The sequence below is a fragment of the Paenibacillus sp. FSL W7-1088 genome (assembly GCF_037969855.1).
GTDB lineage: Bacteria > Bacillota > Bacilli > Paenibacillales > Paenibacillaceae > Paenibacillus.
Map to the genome: position 1 here is coordinate 3,771,850 of NZ_CP150216.1, position 16,838 is coordinate 3,788,687.

9 protein-coding genes are annotated in these 16,838 nt (G+C 47.7%); 1 reads left to right on the forward strand and 8 read right to left on the reverse strand.

The features are described from left to right. Positions 1-185 precede the first annotated feature (185 nt). Together MKY42_RS16975 and MKY42_RS16980 are read right to left on the reverse strand one after the other, a co-directional pair. Entirely contained in the window at positions 186-1,313 is a 1,128-nt protein-coding gene (locus MKY42_RS16975) for an NtaA/DmoA family FMN-dependent monooxygenase (RefSeq protein WP_339843470.1), read from the reverse strand. Continuing rightward, positions 1,289-2,374, reverse strand: coding sequence for an LLM class flavin-dependent oxidoreductase (locus MKY42_RS16980; RefSeq protein ID WP_339843472.1), 1,086 nt, complete (start codon positions 2,372-2,374; stop codon positions 1,289-1,291). Before MKY42_RS16980 ends, MKY42_RS16975 begins: the two co-directional genes overlap by 25 nt. A 249-nt stretch (positions 2,375-2,623) precedes the next feature. On the opposite strand from MKY42_RS16980, the gene MKY42_RS16985 reads away from it, so the two are divergent. Then, on the forward strand, positions 2,624-2,977 hold the full coding sequence (locus MKY42_RS16985) for a helix-turn-helix domain-containing protein (RefSeq protein ID WP_090898580.1): 354 nt from the start codon (positions 2,624-2,626) through the stop codon (positions 2,975-2,977). Between the two features lie 217 nt (positions 2,978-3,194). Here the strand turns inward: MKY42_RS16985 and MKY42_RS16990 are convergent, their stop codons facing one another. From MKY42_RS16990 to MKY42_RS17015, 6 genes are all read right to left on the reverse strand, one after another. Then, entirely contained in the window at positions 3,195-4,619 is a 1,425-nt protein-coding gene (locus tag MKY42_RS16990; protein WP_339843475.1) for a glycoside hydrolase family 32 protein, read from the reverse strand. Beyond that, complete coding sequence (locus MKY42_RS16995) at positions 4,616-6,286, reverse strand: glycoside hydrolase family 172 protein (protein ID WP_339843477.1); 1,671 nt, start codon at positions 6,284-6,286, stop codon at positions 4,616-4,618. The genes MKY42_RS16990 and MKY42_RS16995 overlap by 4 nt, the downstream gene beginning before the upstream one ends. A gap of 166 nt (positions 6,287-6,452) precedes the next feature. Further along, positions 6,453-11,129: a GH32 C-terminal domain-containing protein gene (locus MKY42_RS17000; protein WP_339843479.1), complete on the reverse strand. Its 4,677-nt coding sequence runs from the start codon at positions 11,127-11,129 to the stop codon at positions 6,453-6,455. Between the two features lie 205 nt (positions 11,130-11,334). Then, positions 11,335-13,614, reverse strand: a complete 2,280-nt coding sequence (locus tag MKY42_RS17005) for a GH32 C-terminal domain-containing protein (protein ID WP_339843482.1) — start codon at positions 13,612-13,614, stop codon at positions 11,335-11,337. Continuing rightward, positions 13,611-15,113: a glycoside hydrolase family 32 protein gene (locus tag MKY42_RS17010; RefSeq protein ID WP_339852950.1), complete on the reverse strand. Its 1,503-nt coding sequence runs from the start codon at positions 15,111-15,113 to the stop codon at positions 13,611-13,613. The genes MKY42_RS17005 and MKY42_RS17010 overlap by 4 nt, the downstream gene beginning before the upstream one ends. A gap of 105 nt (positions 15,114-15,218) precedes the next feature. Next, positions 15,219-16,829 (reverse strand): ABC transporter substrate-binding protein, encoded by a 1,611-nt coding sequence (locus MKY42_RS17015; RefSeq protein ID WP_339843484.1) that lies wholly within the window; start codon positions 16,827-16,829, stop codon positions 15,219-15,221. Between the last annotated feature and the right edge of the window lie 9 nt (positions 16,830-16,838).

Here is a 16,838-nt window from a genome sequence, read left to right on the forward strand (position 1 = left end):
TATATTCTCTCAGCCGCTCCTGTTCTTTGGCGGATCAATCACTTATATTAATTCATTGCTGCAGCAAATTCTGCAGAATTAACCCATGTCATCGCAGCTGAAATAATAGGATATTCAATACCAAGTAGTTCTGTAATTCGGTTTTTCATCATTAATATCTCCTCTTGTTAAACGAATTTTAATATTTACTTCGTGTATTTATTCTCAGGGTAAGGTAAACCTAAATTCCCCCGAAGTGTGTCGTCCTCATATTCCTTGCGGAATATGCCTTTATCTTGCAAGATGGGAACAACTAATTTAATGAAGTCCTTAAATCCTGCTGGATGATCTTGTCTAATGAGCAAGATATCCATGACGCCTTCTCGATACCAATGTTCGATTTGTTCAGCAACGTGCTCCGCCGATCCGATCAACCCCGGTTTAGGCATTCCATAACCTTTAGGCATCCATGATTCGATTTCCCTTAGCTTTTCCAGGGCTTCTTTTTCCGTTCTACCAACGATCGGATTGTGAGAAGGCATCATCAACAGGTCATGTGGTGAACGGCCCTGATTTTGTACTCTACGTTTCAGTTCAGCAGTGAATGCTTTGAGGTATTCCAAATCATGTCCAGGAGCCATGATAACTTCCGCATGCTGTGCAGCATTATCCATGAACTCCGGGGAATTACCCGCTTGAAAGACCACGGGTCTGCCTTGCCTCGATCGACTGATATTTAACGGTCCCTCTACGGAAAAGTAATTCCCAGTATAATCTAAGGAATACATTTTACTCGGATCATAAAATATCCCTCGTTCCTTATCACGTATAAAGGCATCATCTTCATACGAATCCCAGAGGCCTTCAACAATCTCTAGAAACTCTTTTTGCATGGGATAAAGATCTGCTTTTCTTAAATGGGACCGACTGTAATTGGCTAATCCTCCAGAATTCGATGTAATTGCATTCCATCCTGCTCGGCCCTTGCTAATCTTGTCGAGTGAAGCGATTTGTCTGGCAACCGTAAATGGATCAGCATATGAAGTCGCTATGGTTGCGCCCAAGCCAATGGAGTGTGTTACCATACTTAGTGCAGACAAAATGGATACGCCCTCAAACATGCTTAGATAGTGTGGGATCATGCCCGGTCCAATATGACTTACGTCTGCCAAAAAGATGAGATCAAACTTTCCCTGTTCAAGTTGTAAGGCTTTCTGTACGTAATACTCAATATTTTCACTGGCATCAGCTGGAATATCAGGGTGTCTCCACCCCGAGTAATTCCAACCCACGCCATCAATAATTCCTCCTATTTTAAGTATTCTTTTTTCCATGGTTGAATGCTCTCCTTTTCACGTGCTCGCTTATTTTCCTGTGATAAGCCTAATTCTTTGGCCAACAATTCATGCCCTTTCTTACGGCTCTCTTGATTGGGGTAAAAGTCTGCAATCATGATTTCATCCACTAAACTTGCTTTCGAAAGCTGACTGAGCTGCTCTGCAACTTGTCTAACACTTCCAATCACAAAGCGATCCTTATTACGTTCCCTAGCCAGCTCTTCATGAGGCGTGTATCGGTGATTTTTGGCTTCTTCCGGTGTAGGAAAAGTAAGATTTCTCTCCCCTGTACTCATCTGTGCCCACATTAATTCCGCCGGCCCCGCGGTATATTTAGCCTCTTCCTCCGTTTCAGCTGTAATAACGATCGTCGCTAACATACTTTGAGGTTCAGTTAAATAGGACGAGGGCTTAAAATTCGAACGATAAGCTCTCAACACAGGAATAGCGCGTTGTGGTGCCAAATGAGCTGCGAATACAAACCCTAATCCTTTTTCCAAGGCAAAATGTAATCCGCCCTCGCTAGATCCCAGCATAAACATATCCGGAACCATTGAATGATCCCCCGGAGGATGGATGTGATTTAACGGGTGGTTGGCTTTAAAGTCACGGGCAAAGAAGCAAAGCAAGTTATCTAATTGCTCTGGAAAATCATTCACTTCCATTAATTCTTGGGATCTTAACAATGCCCACATGGTTCTGCCATCCGTACCTGAGGCTCGGCCAATCCCGAGATCTACGCGCCCTGGATGTAATCCTTCAAGAAGCGTAAAGTTCTCCATGACTTTCAAAGGGCTATGATTTGGTAACATGATTCCTCCAGAACCTACCCGAATGCTTTTAGTGTGAGATGCTGCGTGCAGACTCAGTAAGTCTGGTGAAGTACTCATCAAAGTTGTTGTGTTATGGTGTTCAGTGAACCAATACCTGTTGAACCCCCACTGCTCTGCTAGTTGAACCATATCTGTCACGTTCTGAAGACTCTCCGTAGCCGAGGTACCGTTATAGATATGGACAAAGTCTAAAATTGAAAGCTTTAGTCCGATTGATGTATTCACATCAGGTACTCCTTTCTGTTTTCACACTTATTATTTAGCTTGCTAAATATAGAATTAAAAAATATACTTATTACTTAGCTTGCTAACTATAAAACCAAAATGAGTTTATATTTTGACACTTTAGCCAAACTAAAATGATTTTGTTTTAGTTGTTGATCCAATCATAAGTGTATCCGTTTCGTTTGCAAAGAGGGCAATTTAAATGAACCTAGTACATTTTTTTGTACCTACAGATTAGGAGAGATATCAATGAAAGTCTGTAATGATGGATTTGAACAAGAGTTTATGGATGAAAAAAGTGATATGTACGCAATAGCCTTTGCCCAGAATGTTCTTTCCGGACGTTGGAAGTACTTTATACTGTGGTTCCTAAAAAATGAAACACGCCGTTATTCGGATATCAAAAAATTCCTTGGAGATCTTTCTCAAGGCTCTCTTACCAAGCAACTTAAGGAACTAGAGAATGATGGCGTTATTCGACGTGATGTTTATCCGGAAGTTCCTCCAAAGGTGGAGTATTCATTAACAGACAAAGGAATGAAGTTACTCCCCGTCCTTGAAAAGATGGAAGACTTCGGTAAAATGTACGGCGGAAATAATTAATTTGAGGAATTTGAATTCTTGTCCATTCCGGCAATCGGTACAAGTTCTTGTCCTTGGCTTGGGACAAGAACTTGTACCGATAAAATAAAAAAGCCGCTAAAATAGCGACTTTAATGGGACCATGTTTTTATCCCTCGACAGGAATGCACTCCGAGAGTTTAATTCAAAAAGTCGAGCAAGGAACTCTTATTGGGTCCCCTGCTCGACTTTTCCCATATTATTCTCTGATCGCAATTTTCACATTGCTGAGTTGAGCACTGCCTTGACTGACGAACAAGCCCAGGTTCCCTTGAAGAATATCATACATTCTGGCACTCATCGCAATTTCATCGTCCACGTAAATTTCGCATATCGATCCGTCAATATACACTTTGATTTCATAAGGACGATTGGGAATAAGCTGAACGGGGCGTTCCAGCTCAACCTCATAAGGGAACGTCTTCCCCCCCTCTTCCGACTGCATAATCGCCCCCCGAAAGCTAATGCGGTTCCGCTGTGGTTCCAGCGTGACATAATAGGCCGCATCTAGAGTGACTTTTGTCCGGAGCATCAGCCCAACACCTTGAGTTTGTTCAGAGAATGAGACAACAGCCGATATTTTACATTGATCGGGTAAATCTTCCGAAGTTGTACAACCGGCAAACCTATACGGTGACTCGCAAGAGATCGATCCGTCTGCGAACTCCCACTCTCCAATAATACCATTGAATTGAACAGGCAGCGTTTTGGCGAAAGCGGCATCAACCGTTTCCGGTACTTTTACGCCAAGGGTTCCATCCGACCGCTGAACGATTTCATGCACAATCAGATTCCCGCCCCAGTCCCAAGTGTCGTAATCCTTGCCAAGGGACTTCGGCGGATTCCAGCCGAATAAATCGTCATTCTTCGTCGGATTCCATCCAAACAGATAGCGCTTCTCACCGTCTGAAACGGATTTGGCAGCATAGTAGGCACGACCGTCGAAGGTATCTTCCTTTGGAGTAATCCAAGGGCCTTCCAGGGAACGGCTCATCCGGTAAAAGGTCGCGAATCGTCCGGTATAAGAGGAGTAGATCAAATACCACCAATCTCCGATCCGAAACAAATCGGGACATTCGTGAGCCCCCACGTGAAGATTTGGCGAGTACAGGGGCTCGCGGTACTCCCAAGCTTTAAGATCCTTGGATGACAGCAGCGCGGTGCATCCCTTTCGATTAGTTGGCCCTTTTGCCATCGCTGCAAGCAACATCCAGTACTGGCCTTCCTCTTCATTCCAGAATACGAAGGGATCACGCCAATCGGATAGCTCATATATTCGGTCGTCAGCGGTAAAGGAATCCTCAGGGATCGCCTCCCATGTCTTGAAGTCTCTGCTTATCGCATGACATACCAACTGCTTGCCTTCAGGAAATATGCAATAGAACATATGGTAGATGCCGTCCACTTTCAGAACGTGACCGGTGCCGCCTTCGATCTGGCAAGCTCCTTCTTCCCGATAATTCACAAAATCCTTCGTTCCGACAAGATACCAGCCGTGATCGAGGTCCTCCCGGTAGTTATCTCTCCATCCGTGCAGATAGAACAGCTTAAACTCCCCGTCCTCATAATATGGAATAACGTCTCCTACCCATGCGTTATCCGGCCGATAGAAAAATTCCTTCATCTTTTATGCCTCCTGGTGTTTAAAGTAACTAAGCGGTCATTGACTGAAACAGGCCTATAATCATCGCTTGTGTACCGCTCCTGATACCAATAAACCGTGGAGGCATACAAACATTGGTTATTTGGGCCCCATTGATTCTCTTTATATTTTTCAATAAATCCCTCGAAGGAGTTCATGAAGGGAATGTTATCACAAATATGAAATCGGCTAACCGAGGTATGTCCGTTCGCATCCAATTCGATAAACGGCTGACTGGCGAAAGCACTGTCAAACATCGGGAAGGGAGGCTCAGCCGCCCAGGCATAGCCGATATAGTCCTCACTGCCCGTTCCGAAAGTGGACGGAAAGGATTCGCCATCCACGAAAAATTTCTCGTCCCCTTCTCCCCACCACCAATCAATCGTTTTTCGATCCCAACGCCCATACCACCAGGTTTCGGCTTCCTCATCGGGTTTCTCCCAGGTATTGTACACGTGAAGGTGAACGCCGCAGAACCTTCCCCGGCCTTTCGTCAGCAGCAGAGGCCAATCCGGCCAGCGATCCCCGCCTTCCTTGAAGCGCTCCACGTCCAAATCCAGATAATCGTCCCGGTGCCATTTCGCATGAAAACGCAGGAGATCGTCAGTATAAGATGTTGTTAAGGGAAAATAACGGATATCAGCTGATATCTCACACGGCTGCGTTCCATCATTTTCAATTTCGATCCTGGCGCCTTCCGAGAATGGCATGTACCAATAACTGTACATTTCATGTTCATTCATACCCAGAGGCAGTGAGCGGTACGGCTTGATGCCGGGAGCGCTTCCAAAAAAATCACCCAGTGGAGCCCATACGGAGGGATCTACTCCATTGTCCCATTTCATTGAGATGGCCAACTGCCTAACCAAGATCCGCTGCTGTTCCTCGCTCTTTCGTCCAAGGTCAGTCCTGATCCGGATCATGGAGATGGCGCCGGCCCCCTTTTTATCAAAAAGCACTGCCTTGCCCCCTGCTGGTACGGATACCGTAACGTTCTCGAGGGAAGACCCTTCCGTATTCAAGGAAGAATCGATTCCTCTTTGCTGTAATACCCGATCCGCTTCGGCCAGTGCAATAGCTGACTCCTTGTCGATGCTACCATCAAAAGACGGCAGTTTGACTTCGGAAGGGAATGAAGTATAAGTGATGTGGTAATAAGCGCCCCAACCTTTATCCAACAGCACCTTGCAATGTTTTTGAAAGGAGATCGGAATAAAGCTGTTTCTTCCGCGGGATAATGTTGGCGACAGATTCGGAAAATTGGCCGGGGGCCCTTCCTGGTTGAATTTTTCAAAATAATCCCGGAAGGGCTGATTGATCACAGGGGTATCGGCATGATCAATATAAATCCGGATATGTCCATCCTCCGGAAGCGCAGACCAGAATCTCCAGATCACGCCAGGACCGCTAAGTTCCATAGCGACGATGCTGTCCCCTTCCTTGCGAATGAAGCCCTCTCCGTCATCATTGGCGCCCCAATTCTCGTATAAGCCGGTCTCGGCATTATAAACAGAACTTCGGTCAAAGCTTGAGAAGCACCCCGATTTCTCACCCGCCTGCGGCGGTACCGCCAGCGATTCAAAGTCATACAGTCTTCTCACAAGGTCCTTATATAAATAAGATGGCTGCTCTTGCTTGGCTTGAGTCATACTGTATACTCCCTCCTTTCTTACCTGTTGATCTTCTCCATACTGCGATAATTTGAAGTCATAGACCTCTCATAAAGCGGATATATCCGCTTTATTCTTGCTTCCGGCACACTTATCCATTCCCTGCAAATCCTTCAATATCTCTGCGGGAATTTCGATCTCTGCATCACTGTCTGATCTTCGGAGCGTTCTTTTCATCGTTGGCCGATGTTCTGACCGGGAACCCACCTGCCGTTCTTCCTTCTCCATTTCGAATGACAAGCTGCTCTGACTTGCTCGGTTTGTTTGCGGTGACCACAGAGTTATTCGGAGGGCTGGTAGGACCGGCTGGGTCGATTGAATTGGTCGGATTATTTGGATTAGTGGGGTTATTCACCTTAACAGGTACATTGAAATCATCGACGTTAATATGTCCAAAACCACCTGTGGATTGGTCAACCACCTTGATGTAAAGCTCCTCACCGATATACGCGGACGCATCCCAAATCTTCCGTTGATACTCTTCATAATTGGTGGCGGTTTCTTTGAATAACTCTTTGCCGTCCGATACCCGTACCAGCGCAACATACAGTTTATCGATATCGCGTCCGCCGCTGACCAGAAAATTGAGTTTACCGTTCCCGCCAAGGATGAAGTTCTGTGATTTAAGCGTTCCCGTTAAACTGTCGCCGCCGGCTTCCTCATTGAAGCCCCACAAATGATAGCCTCCCGGAATTTTATGCGACGGGTTGAAATAAATCGTGTCCCAGAAAAACTGGGTATCGGTCACATGGACATTCTGGAAGGCCTCTCCTTCCGTTATCCAGCCTGTTAAGTCGCCTGTGGCAAAATCATGGTTAGGCAGGTCCGTAATATCGGTGTATACGGAGTTGTCCCAGTTGTCAGGCACATCGACCGGAGCAGCCGGTTCACCCGTCAAGGCATTCATATTCCATACTTCCATTGACTTGACCGTTATATCGTTGTCGCCCCAGACCTGCAAGCCCAAGGCGTCGTATCTGCCTACATAGACGCGGGTTGTCAGCTTTTTCTTGTAATTGGCAAAGGCTTCAACAACCGAGCGATCGAGGAAAATATGGAGCTTCAGGTTCTCTCCGTCCAAATCCACGTATCCGCCTTGAATACCATCCACGCGTACATCCGGATCAATGCTGCTTTTTGTCCGATCTACATTAAAGGTCCCGTTTGTCTTGTCATAATAAATCAGCGTCTCTTCTTGGCCATTATCGGAGCGCCGCACCTTGAGCCCAAATTTCTGGGCTTCGCCCGGATCAACTTCCATCACAATCTCCAGCATGTCGCCTTTGACATTTTGAATCAATTGATTGGCGGCAGCCAGATTTTTGTCCGAGAAATCAACTACCTTATCTCCCCGGAGACTCTGCAATTCTTGAATGGGCTCAATGCGCAATTGATCATGGTCGTCTAGGCTTAGGGAAACTGGCAGTGCCAGATTATGAGCCCATCCGGCTTGATATTCAGCTTGCGGCGTTCTTACATTTTGCACCATGGAGTAAACGACCGTTCTTCCGTCAGGTGTGACCATACCGCTCTCTGCGGTTAAATAGCCATCGCCCACATCCATTTTGGAGGGTGCCTCCTGGTCGGGAATAAATTTGAAGTGATCCCGGTCCCAGGTGCCTATCCAATAAAAGACCTCAACATCTCTTTGCACATCGTTCGCTGGAGGCACTTGCTCCGGTTTCTCATGAGGATTGATCATGAAAATATACTTTTGATTGCCTGCGCTATCCTTGCCTAACGGCAGCAATACCGGCAGTTCCCATACCGTACCGAGCTCCGGATACAGGCTTCTGTCGCTAACGAATAAAGGCCCCTTATACTCCCAGTTGTACATGTCGTCGGACACATACACCAAAGCTGTGCCGCTGCTGAAGTCTTGAAGACCGGATGTCACTAACTGATACCACTTATCCACCTCTTCGTCATACCAAACGAACGGATCGCGGAACTCGTTATGGATGCCGTTCCCGTTCTGTTCCGTCACCGGATCAGGATATTTCACCCATTGTTCCAGATTGGGGTCGGACAAATCTGTCGGAGTCGCCAGCCCTGTTCTTTGATTCGGCGACAGGGAGTCATTGCCGGCAGTATAGAACAGAACAGGATTGCCGTCTCGATCATACGCTGCACTACCTGACCATGCGCCGTCTGGATCAAGGGTGCCCGCTTCGGGGGCAAGAGCAGGCCTCACATTTTCCCAATGTACCATATCGTCACTCACCCAATGTCCCCAATGGATTTGATGCCAGTATGGACCTTGCGGGTTATGCTGATAAAACAAATGGTATTTGCCGTTATAATAAATCGGCGCATGCGCTTCATTCATCCAGTTTTGTGGAGGCATCGCATGGTACTGAGGACGATGCTGATCGCCATCAAACACACTTGGATCCTCATCAATATCACCATTCAGAATTTCCGGGACCGAACCGCCGTGAAGCGACTTCACATTCTCATACTCAGCAAGGACCTCCTGATCAGTGAGGACTTTGTTTTGCAGCTTCACTTCATCAATGAGTCCAGAGAACATATTGTAAGAGAACAACCCCGCCAACTCTATCGGTTTATTATGTTTACCAATGATCAGGTTTTCAGTAGAGGGTGTGATCGGAACGTTGACAGGGGTCGCTTGGGAAGCCACTTCCTCACCGTTCAGGTACAACTTGATCATTCCATCCTTTTTGTCGAACGTAGCCGCCACATAATTCCATTTGTACTTTTCGAGTGGATGATCTTTTACCCATACCTGAATCCACTGGCCGCCAATTCCGACCTGCATGGACCATGTACCGTGCCGGTACATGCCAAGCGCGAAGCCTTCCGCCTTATCCTGATCGGACTGGTTCACAATTGCAGACAGCTTGTTTCCATCTCCCCATTCGTAGCTGCGCGGCGCGACCCAAGTTTCAAGCGTTAACGCGTCACTTACAGGAACTGCATTCTGTGCATTGACCTCGATATTATTTGAGTATCCATCGAACAGCAGGGCGCCGCCTTTTACTCCGCGCGGAGTCCATCTCGGTTCCTTGGAGTCCATGTATCTGGCGTTGTTAAATACATAGTTCACATCGTGTTCAATATTGCTTACTTTCTCAAGCGCCTTTTTTCCTGCGTCTTCATCAAGACTCATGTGAAAAATGGTACCCGTACCATGAGCTTGAAAAGCATCAACGGAAATACGAGCTTGATTGGATTGATCGATAACCTTGATATAAAGCCGCTTGTTATAGTATTGCTGCATTTTCCAGGAAATCTTCTTATTCGTACTGACATCCCCGGTCTTCTCAAGCAACGTGTCAGTACTGGCATCATATAATGCGACGTAGGCATGCTGCGGATTGACGATGTCCAAAACAGTGAAGTTAATAGTCCCAGTTCCCTGCAGAGTGAAGGTGCTAGAGGTAATGGATCCCTGACCTTCCAAGGAGGATTTGGCAAAATAGTTGCCTTCTTTACCCGCTTGAGCTTCATTGTTCACTTGAAAAGCGTTGCCCTGGGCGGTCCAGTTCTCTAAATTTCCGGTTTCAAAGCTGGGATTCTGGATTTCAGTCGGCATAATATTATCTGCCATAACTCCTTCTTCCGGTACGAGTTCATTGAAGGTGTTGAAGGCGTCCGCAAAGATTACTCCCCAATCCGAGTGCCCATTATCAACGATCTCCACATACAGCTTCTTGCCGATATACTTGGAGAGATCGGCTTTATACTGCTCCATATTCGCGAGCCTCAGGCCCTGTGCCGGATCCGGGAACCCCGACTCGTTAAATTCGGTGTTACCGTACCTGGCAATCAGTTCACCTGTGTCCGCATTGATGACGCTCACATACACTTGATCCGTATGCTTGCCTCCGCCCAATCTGAAGGTAATCCAGCCTGTTCCGCCCAGCTCGAAGGTGCTGGAACGAAGCTTACCTGTCGCAGCCTCGTTATACTTCAATCCGTTTAAATGATAACTGCCTTCCTGGTTATACGGGATTTCTTCAACCCAATAGGTTGTTTCGTCCGACACGCTGTTCGGACCAAACGCCTCGCCTTCTACAACCGTCCAGCCTGTTAAATTCCCTGTTTCAAAGCCGGGATTTTCGATTTGATAGCGTTTGAAATCCGGCTTGATATCCGTGGCGGCAATTCCTACGGCCGGCTCGGCTTCATGGTACATGAAGAAGGCGTCCGCAAAGATCACGCCCCAATCCGAGGTTGCATTGTCAACGATCTCCACATACAGCTTTTTGCCCAAATATTCGGAAAGATTCGCCTTATATTGCTCCATATTGGCAAGCCGCAAGCCCTGATCGGGATTTGGGAAGCCAACGTCAGCGAAGGCGCTATTGCCATACCGGGCAATGACTTGCCCCGTCTCGGCTTCCACGATATTTACATATGCCTTGTTTGGATTTTTGGCACCGCCAAGCTTGAAGCTGATCCAGCCGCTGCCACCCAGCTCGAAGGTGCTGGAGCGGAGAACGCCGGTTGCAGCCTCGTCATGCTTCCAGCCATTTAAATGATAAGTACCTTCCTGATTGTACGGAATTTGTTCCGCCCACCAAGTGGTTTCGTCTGATACGCTGTCCTGACCAAACGCTTGGCCTCTTACAACCGTCCAGCCTGACATATCCCCGGTTTCGAAGCTTGGATTCTGGATTTGATAGACTGTATCCGTAACTGATAACCCCTCGTCAGCCTTAGGGGTTAACGCCTCCCGAGCATCTACTCCAGGAATATCGGCTGCAGCCGATATTCCTGGAGCAACAAGCTGGAGAACCAATACCCATATGACCATTCTGGAGATCCAGGTTTCCCTTGTTCTTACGTTCCTCATTCAAGATCCTCCTCCATGATTTCATATTCAGAAAACATCGATACCGCATTTCGACATGCTCTCCCTGTAACAAGGATGAATAGTCATGAAGGAAGGAGAGAAAAGATAAACGTATATGTGAAGCGCTTCCAAACTGCAGAGTACAAATTTTCCGAGATTTGCTCCCTTTATCCAAAGGGTGTAAGGAGCGCCTAAAGCGCTCTTTTTACCAAATGGATTTCATCTCCCATATATCCATCGATTTAACCAACAATTCCCCATCTCCCCAGATCTCAAGCCCCAAAGCATCTTTACGGCTTGGATACACCCGGGTCGTCAGACTTTTCAATCCGTTTGCATAGGCTTCGACCATGGAGCGGTCCAAATAAATATGAAGCTTTAAATTCTCCCCTAGCAGTTCCAGCTTACCGCCTTGGATCCCTCGGCACTTTTCTCCCGGATGAAGCGTCGTTTTCGTTCGATCAACCAAGAGCATCGATTGGTTCCAATCATAATACAGCAGGGTTTCTTCTTCGTTATCCGGCGTACACCGGACCTTGATGCCGAGTCGTTTGGCACTGCCAGGCTCCATCTCCAGTTGAATCTCAAGCATGTCTCCTTGTACATCCCCCAGCAGCATATTAGCCTCAGCCAATGATTTGTCCCGGAGTGATAACCGCTTGGCACCACGCAAGGATTGGAGCTCTTCAATCGGCTCCATTCCCAGCCGTCCGTCATCCCTCAAATACACGCTTAACGGCAAGCCGCCATTATGAGCCCAGCCCGATTGATATTCCAGCTCGGACGTCCGGTCACCTTGCGCTATCGTAAACACAATTTTTCGGCCGGTCTTCGGATCAACCATTCCGCTCGGACCGGTAAAATGGAAATCACCGACGTCAATCAATTGCGGCTCCTCTTGATCGGGAATGAATGATAGATTTTGTTTGTCAAGCTTCCCTATCCAATAGAATACCTCGACATCCGCTCCCTGTCCCACTGGACTCACCAATAGAAGATGCTTGTTCACTCCCTGCTTGTCGCTTCCAAGGGGAAGAAGCACAGGAAGCTCCCAGATGGGTCCGAGATAAGGGAATTTCTGAATATCCGCTTTAAATAATGACCCTTTGTACGTCCAATTCAGCATATCCTGTGATGCAAATGCGAGCGCTGCTCCACCTTCGCCTTCGATCCCGGACCCGACCAAGACAAACCATTCGTCATCGTCCTTCCACACGAACGGATCCCGGAAATCTCCGAATACGCCCATACCCTTCTTCTGCACGATCAACGGCTCCCCGTGTTTGACCCAGTGAACCAAATCCGGATCTCCATCCCGGGAATAGGTGCTTCGGGCAAGCGCCACGCTCTGATTGGGCGAAGCACTGTCATTGCCCGCCGTAAAGAATAAGACAGGCAGGCCGTCTGCATCATATGTCGCGCTTCCCGACCATATCCCGTCCGGTGCGAGCTGATCATTTTCAGGGGCTAATGCCACAGGAAGATCAAGCCAATGCACCAGATCCTTACTTACCCAATGTCCCCAATGGATCTGATGAAAAAACGGCCCAAGGGGGTTATGCTGATAGAATAAATGATAATGCCCGTCAAAATAGATCGGCGCATGGGGCTCGTTCATCCAATGAGCCGGCGGGCTGACATGATACTGCGGTCTATGCCGATCCGGCAGCAGTGGCGTCCGATCCAGCTTGATCTCATCATACGTTAATTGTGGATGGCTTCCTCCATGGGCGGTGTCCAGCACATGCCGATAGGAAGTGGCCACCTCGTCCGCGCTCAGAGGCCGATTATAAATCTTGAGCTCATCGATGATACCGCTAAACATGTGCAGGCTGAATACTCCCGCCAGCAGGTTGCCGTGATTATTTTTGCCGATGAGCAGATCCTCGCCCACAGCCTCGGCCAAGCGGGAACCACGAGGCAAGACGGCCGAAGCAATTTCATTGCCATTCAAATACAGCTTCATTTCCCCTTGGTCCCCATCGAACACGGCACTCACGTAAGACCACTCATTCTTAGGCAGTTCATGGCCGTCCGACGACCAAACTTCCTCCCATCTGCCCCCTTCAAGACCGACTTGGAAGGACCAGGTGCCATGACGAAACATGCCAAACAGATAACCCTGCTTGCGATCCGTGTTGTAGCGATTCACAATGGCGGACAACTTGCCCTCATCTCCCCATTCATACGAGCGCGGTGCTACCCATACTCCGATGCTTAGCGCAGAAAGATATTGCGGCCCGCCATTCGCATCTCCCTCATTGAGCGGATGGGCAATATAAGTCGAGTAGCCGTCGAAGAGGAGTCCGTTTCCCAAAACTCCCTTTCTCCACTGCGGATCGCACGGTTCGGTAAACTCCGCTTGTGTAAATACGTACTGAATATCATCCCGATCTTGGGAGACGCTCTCCATCGTGCTGGCTCCGGTTCCTTCATCGAAGGCCCAAGACATAATCAAACCCTGATTGTTGGGTATTTGGTTCACGATTCACCCCTCCTCGATGTATTTCCTGTGTTGTTATTGGAAATATGAATGGACTGAAGTGTATGGACATACAGCGAATTCAGTACAAACTGCCCTGATTCCGTACTTATTGAAATATGATCTACCTGGGCAACCGGAAAAATTTGATCCGTCAGCACAACCAAGCCTTCATTCGCATACACTTCAAGCGAATTGCGATCCAGCCAGATATGCAGCTTAATTTCCCCGTTTTCCGGAGCCAGCCTAACTCCATGCTGACATGCAAACGAAGGATGGAAGTCCGTTATGCCCGATTTGAAACGATCGATGAATAGCCATTGACGCAAAGGGTCATAGCCGATGATTGTTTCACTCTGCCCGGACGATTGCATTTTGATATGAACCTCGCCCGCAGTCCGAATATCGATGTCCGCTTCAATCTCCAGTAGATCATCCTTTGTCTTTATCATAAACGGGACATCCTGCGTAACCGTGACATCAGACCAGCTTTTCGACTCTTTCCGCAGCTGTTCTATTTCCCGGACAGGCATTTGGGTTAGCTCAATGCCCTCGTCCCGACTGGTCAGTGACAGGGCGCGAGGCAGAGTCATTGCGCCTCTCCAGTCTCCGGTTGGCGTCTCGTTTGCATATTTCCAGTTGCTCATCCAACCGATGATCACACGTCGTCCGTCTTGTTCATGCATATCCGACCAGGTGACCCCTGCATAGTTGTCCCGACCGTGATCCAACCACATGATATGATCAGCCGAATTGTCGTTGATGAATGTATTTCCGTCGAACTCTCCGATAAAATATTGCGTGCGTGATCCTTCCGGAAAGGCAGGGTTATCCCCAATGCTAATGATAAGTACCCATTTGGAACGTCCACTGTCATCGATTGGCAATTCAAAGAGATCCGGGCATTCCCAAACGCCGTCATGCGAGCCTTCCTTTTGCCCGAATTCCCCTGTTAATTTCCATTCACGCAAATTTTCCGACCCATAAAACCGAGCATGATCTCCCGCTACAATGGTCATAACCCACCGCTCACTTTGTGCATGCCAGAACACTTTCGGGTCCCGGAAGTCTACCAGATCCATTTCGGCAAGAATCGGATTCCCCTCATATTTATGCCAGGTTCTGCCTTTATCGCTGCTGTAAGCCAAGCTTTGCCGCTGGCGCGGCTGCCCTGTCTTTGGACAAGTATCCGCTTGGGTAAAGATCGCAATCAATCCATGAGAGCCCGCGAACAGTCCGCTGCTGTTATTAAAGTCAACCACACAGCAACCAGAAAAAATGGCTCCATGCTCGTCAGGGAACAGAGCGATAGGTTCATGTTGCCAATGAATCAAATCATGGCTTACGGCATGGCCCCAGTGCATCGGCCCCCATTTATTACTATAGGGATGATGTTGATAAAACAGATGATATTCTCCCTCATAATAGACTAATCCGTTCGGATCGTTCATCCAATGGGATGGAGGCGAAAAATGATATCCCGGTCTATATCTCTCATCCATAAACTGTTTATTTGACTCCATTACCTTATTCATTTCCTCAGTCTTCGACATAGATTGAAGAGCCCCTTCCCGTCTTGTTAATTCCATGATCATCGATTTGATTAATTATTTGTTTAAACTTGCGTTATAACGATCCAGCCCCTTTTGATAGATCTCCATCAATTCGTTCAATCCCATCTTATCCAGGTTCTTCACATAGCTGTCCCACTGCTCATCCACGCCGCCATCAACAATGAATTTTCCTCGCTGGGTATTTACATATTTAATCAATTCGGGCTCGATTCGATTGATTTTGTCCAGCTCCTCTGGCTCAAAGAAGATACTTGGGTAGTTTTCCTCTTCCATATAGGGATCGTAATATTTCTCCAAGTCTTTAACGCGCTGCTGGGCTCTAGGCTCCAGATCAACTACTTTTCCCAAATCTTCGATGGTTATGACGCCAGGGCCGCCTGCGCCTGGAGCCACTTTTTGACGGAATTCGCCAGCGGAAGTGCCCTCAGGAATCGGCAGGTTCACCAATTTCCCATTTTCGTCCTTCTTGAATACGACATCCAGCGGTCCCCAGTGGATTTGAGCAGCCATGTACGGTTCATACTGCTGGTCGATCCAACGCATTGTGATTTCCGGATTCTGGTTCTCTTTAGTAATCACGAAAGCACCGCGTCCTGGGCCGCCACCGTTGCCCCGACCGATCGATTGATCCCCGTTCGGTCCTTTGAGCGGGGACAGCAGAGCATAATCTTCGCTTCGCTCCGTTCCGACCACCTCATCGACTTCCCACCAGATATAGGAGCCGAGCGTTTCGACTGTTGTTTTCCCTTTGGCCAGATACTGAGCAGCGTCCTGGGTGAACGATTCAGGATCAATCAAGCCCTGCTTATACCATTTTTCATTAAAATATTTCAACGCTTCCTTATATTCAGGCTGCGTAGCAGTAAAGATCACTTTTCCGTCCCGGACGACCCGATGTTCCATGTTATCCGGAAGTCCGAATGCTCCGAATATCCCAGCAATGTCCATACACCACTGCATATGCATAAAGCTCAGCGGAATTTCGTCCGCCTTGCCGTTACCGTTTGGATCCTGTGTTTTAAAGGCAACTAATGCTTCCGTATATTCATCCAGTGTCTGCGGCATTTTCAGCCCCAGCTTGTCGAGCCAATTTTTATTGATAACGTGAAAGAAGGGGTTTGTTCCAAGATTGTTCTCTTCCCAAGAAGGCAGTCCGTAAATATGCCCATCCGGTGCCGTGATCGAGGATTTGATGTCAGGTCTGCGTTCTAAAAGCGCTTTCAGGTTAGGCGCATATTGATCGATTAAATCCTCCAATGGAAGAATGGTCCCGTCATCACCGTATTTGACCAGTTCGTAATCCGAGAATCCTGCTCCGTAAAAAGCGTCAGGCAAATCTCCGCTGGCCAGCAACAAATTTTTCTTCTCGGTAAAGTCGGTATCCGGAATGTTCTCCCACTCGATCTTAACGTTGGTTTGCTCTTCCAGCTTCTTGAAGATTTCCATTTGAGAATACTCTGGTGCCAAAGCAGCTTTCGGGGATACCATCCTTAACGATACCGGTTCATTCACAATCGGAAGACCCGTTTTGTTAAAACTCGCAGCGGAATTTTCCGACTGATTCTTGGAGTCTCCTGAACATCCACTCAGCGCAAAAGCTCCAGCCATCATAAGAATTCCCGCTCTTTTGAATACAGTTTTCATCGTGCATAA

Excerpts from the sequence above, each read along its gene's own strand:
- MKY42_RS16975 (WP_339843470.1), bottom strand. The coding sequence starts at position 1,313 with ATGGAAAAAAGAATACTTAAAATAGGAGGAATTATTGATGGCGTGGGT.
- MKY42_RS17010 (WP_339852950.1), bottom strand. The coding sequence starts at position 15,113 with ATGGATGAGAGATATAGACCGGGATATCATTTTTCGCCTCCATCCCAT.
- MKY42_RS16990 (WP_339843475.1), bottom strand. The coding sequence starts at position 4,619 with ATGAAGGAATTTTTCTATCGGCCGGATAACGCATGGGTAGGAGACGTT.
- MKY42_RS16985 (WP_090898580.1), top strand. The coding sequence starts at position 2,624 with ATGAAAGTCTGTAATGATGGATTTGAACAAGAGTTTATGGATGAAAAA.
- MKY42_RS16995 (WP_339843477.1), bottom strand. The coding sequence starts at position 6,286 with ATGACTCAAGCCAAGCAAGAGCAGCCATCTTATTTATATAAGGACCTT.
- MKY42_RS17015 (WP_339843484.1), bottom strand. The coding sequence starts at position 16,829 with ATGAAAACTGTATTCAAAAGAGCGGGAATTCTTATGATGGCTGGAGCT.
- MKY42_RS17000 (WP_339843479.1), bottom strand. The coding sequence starts at position 11,129 with ATGAGGAACGTAAGAACAAGGGAAACCTGGATCTCCAGAATGGTCATA.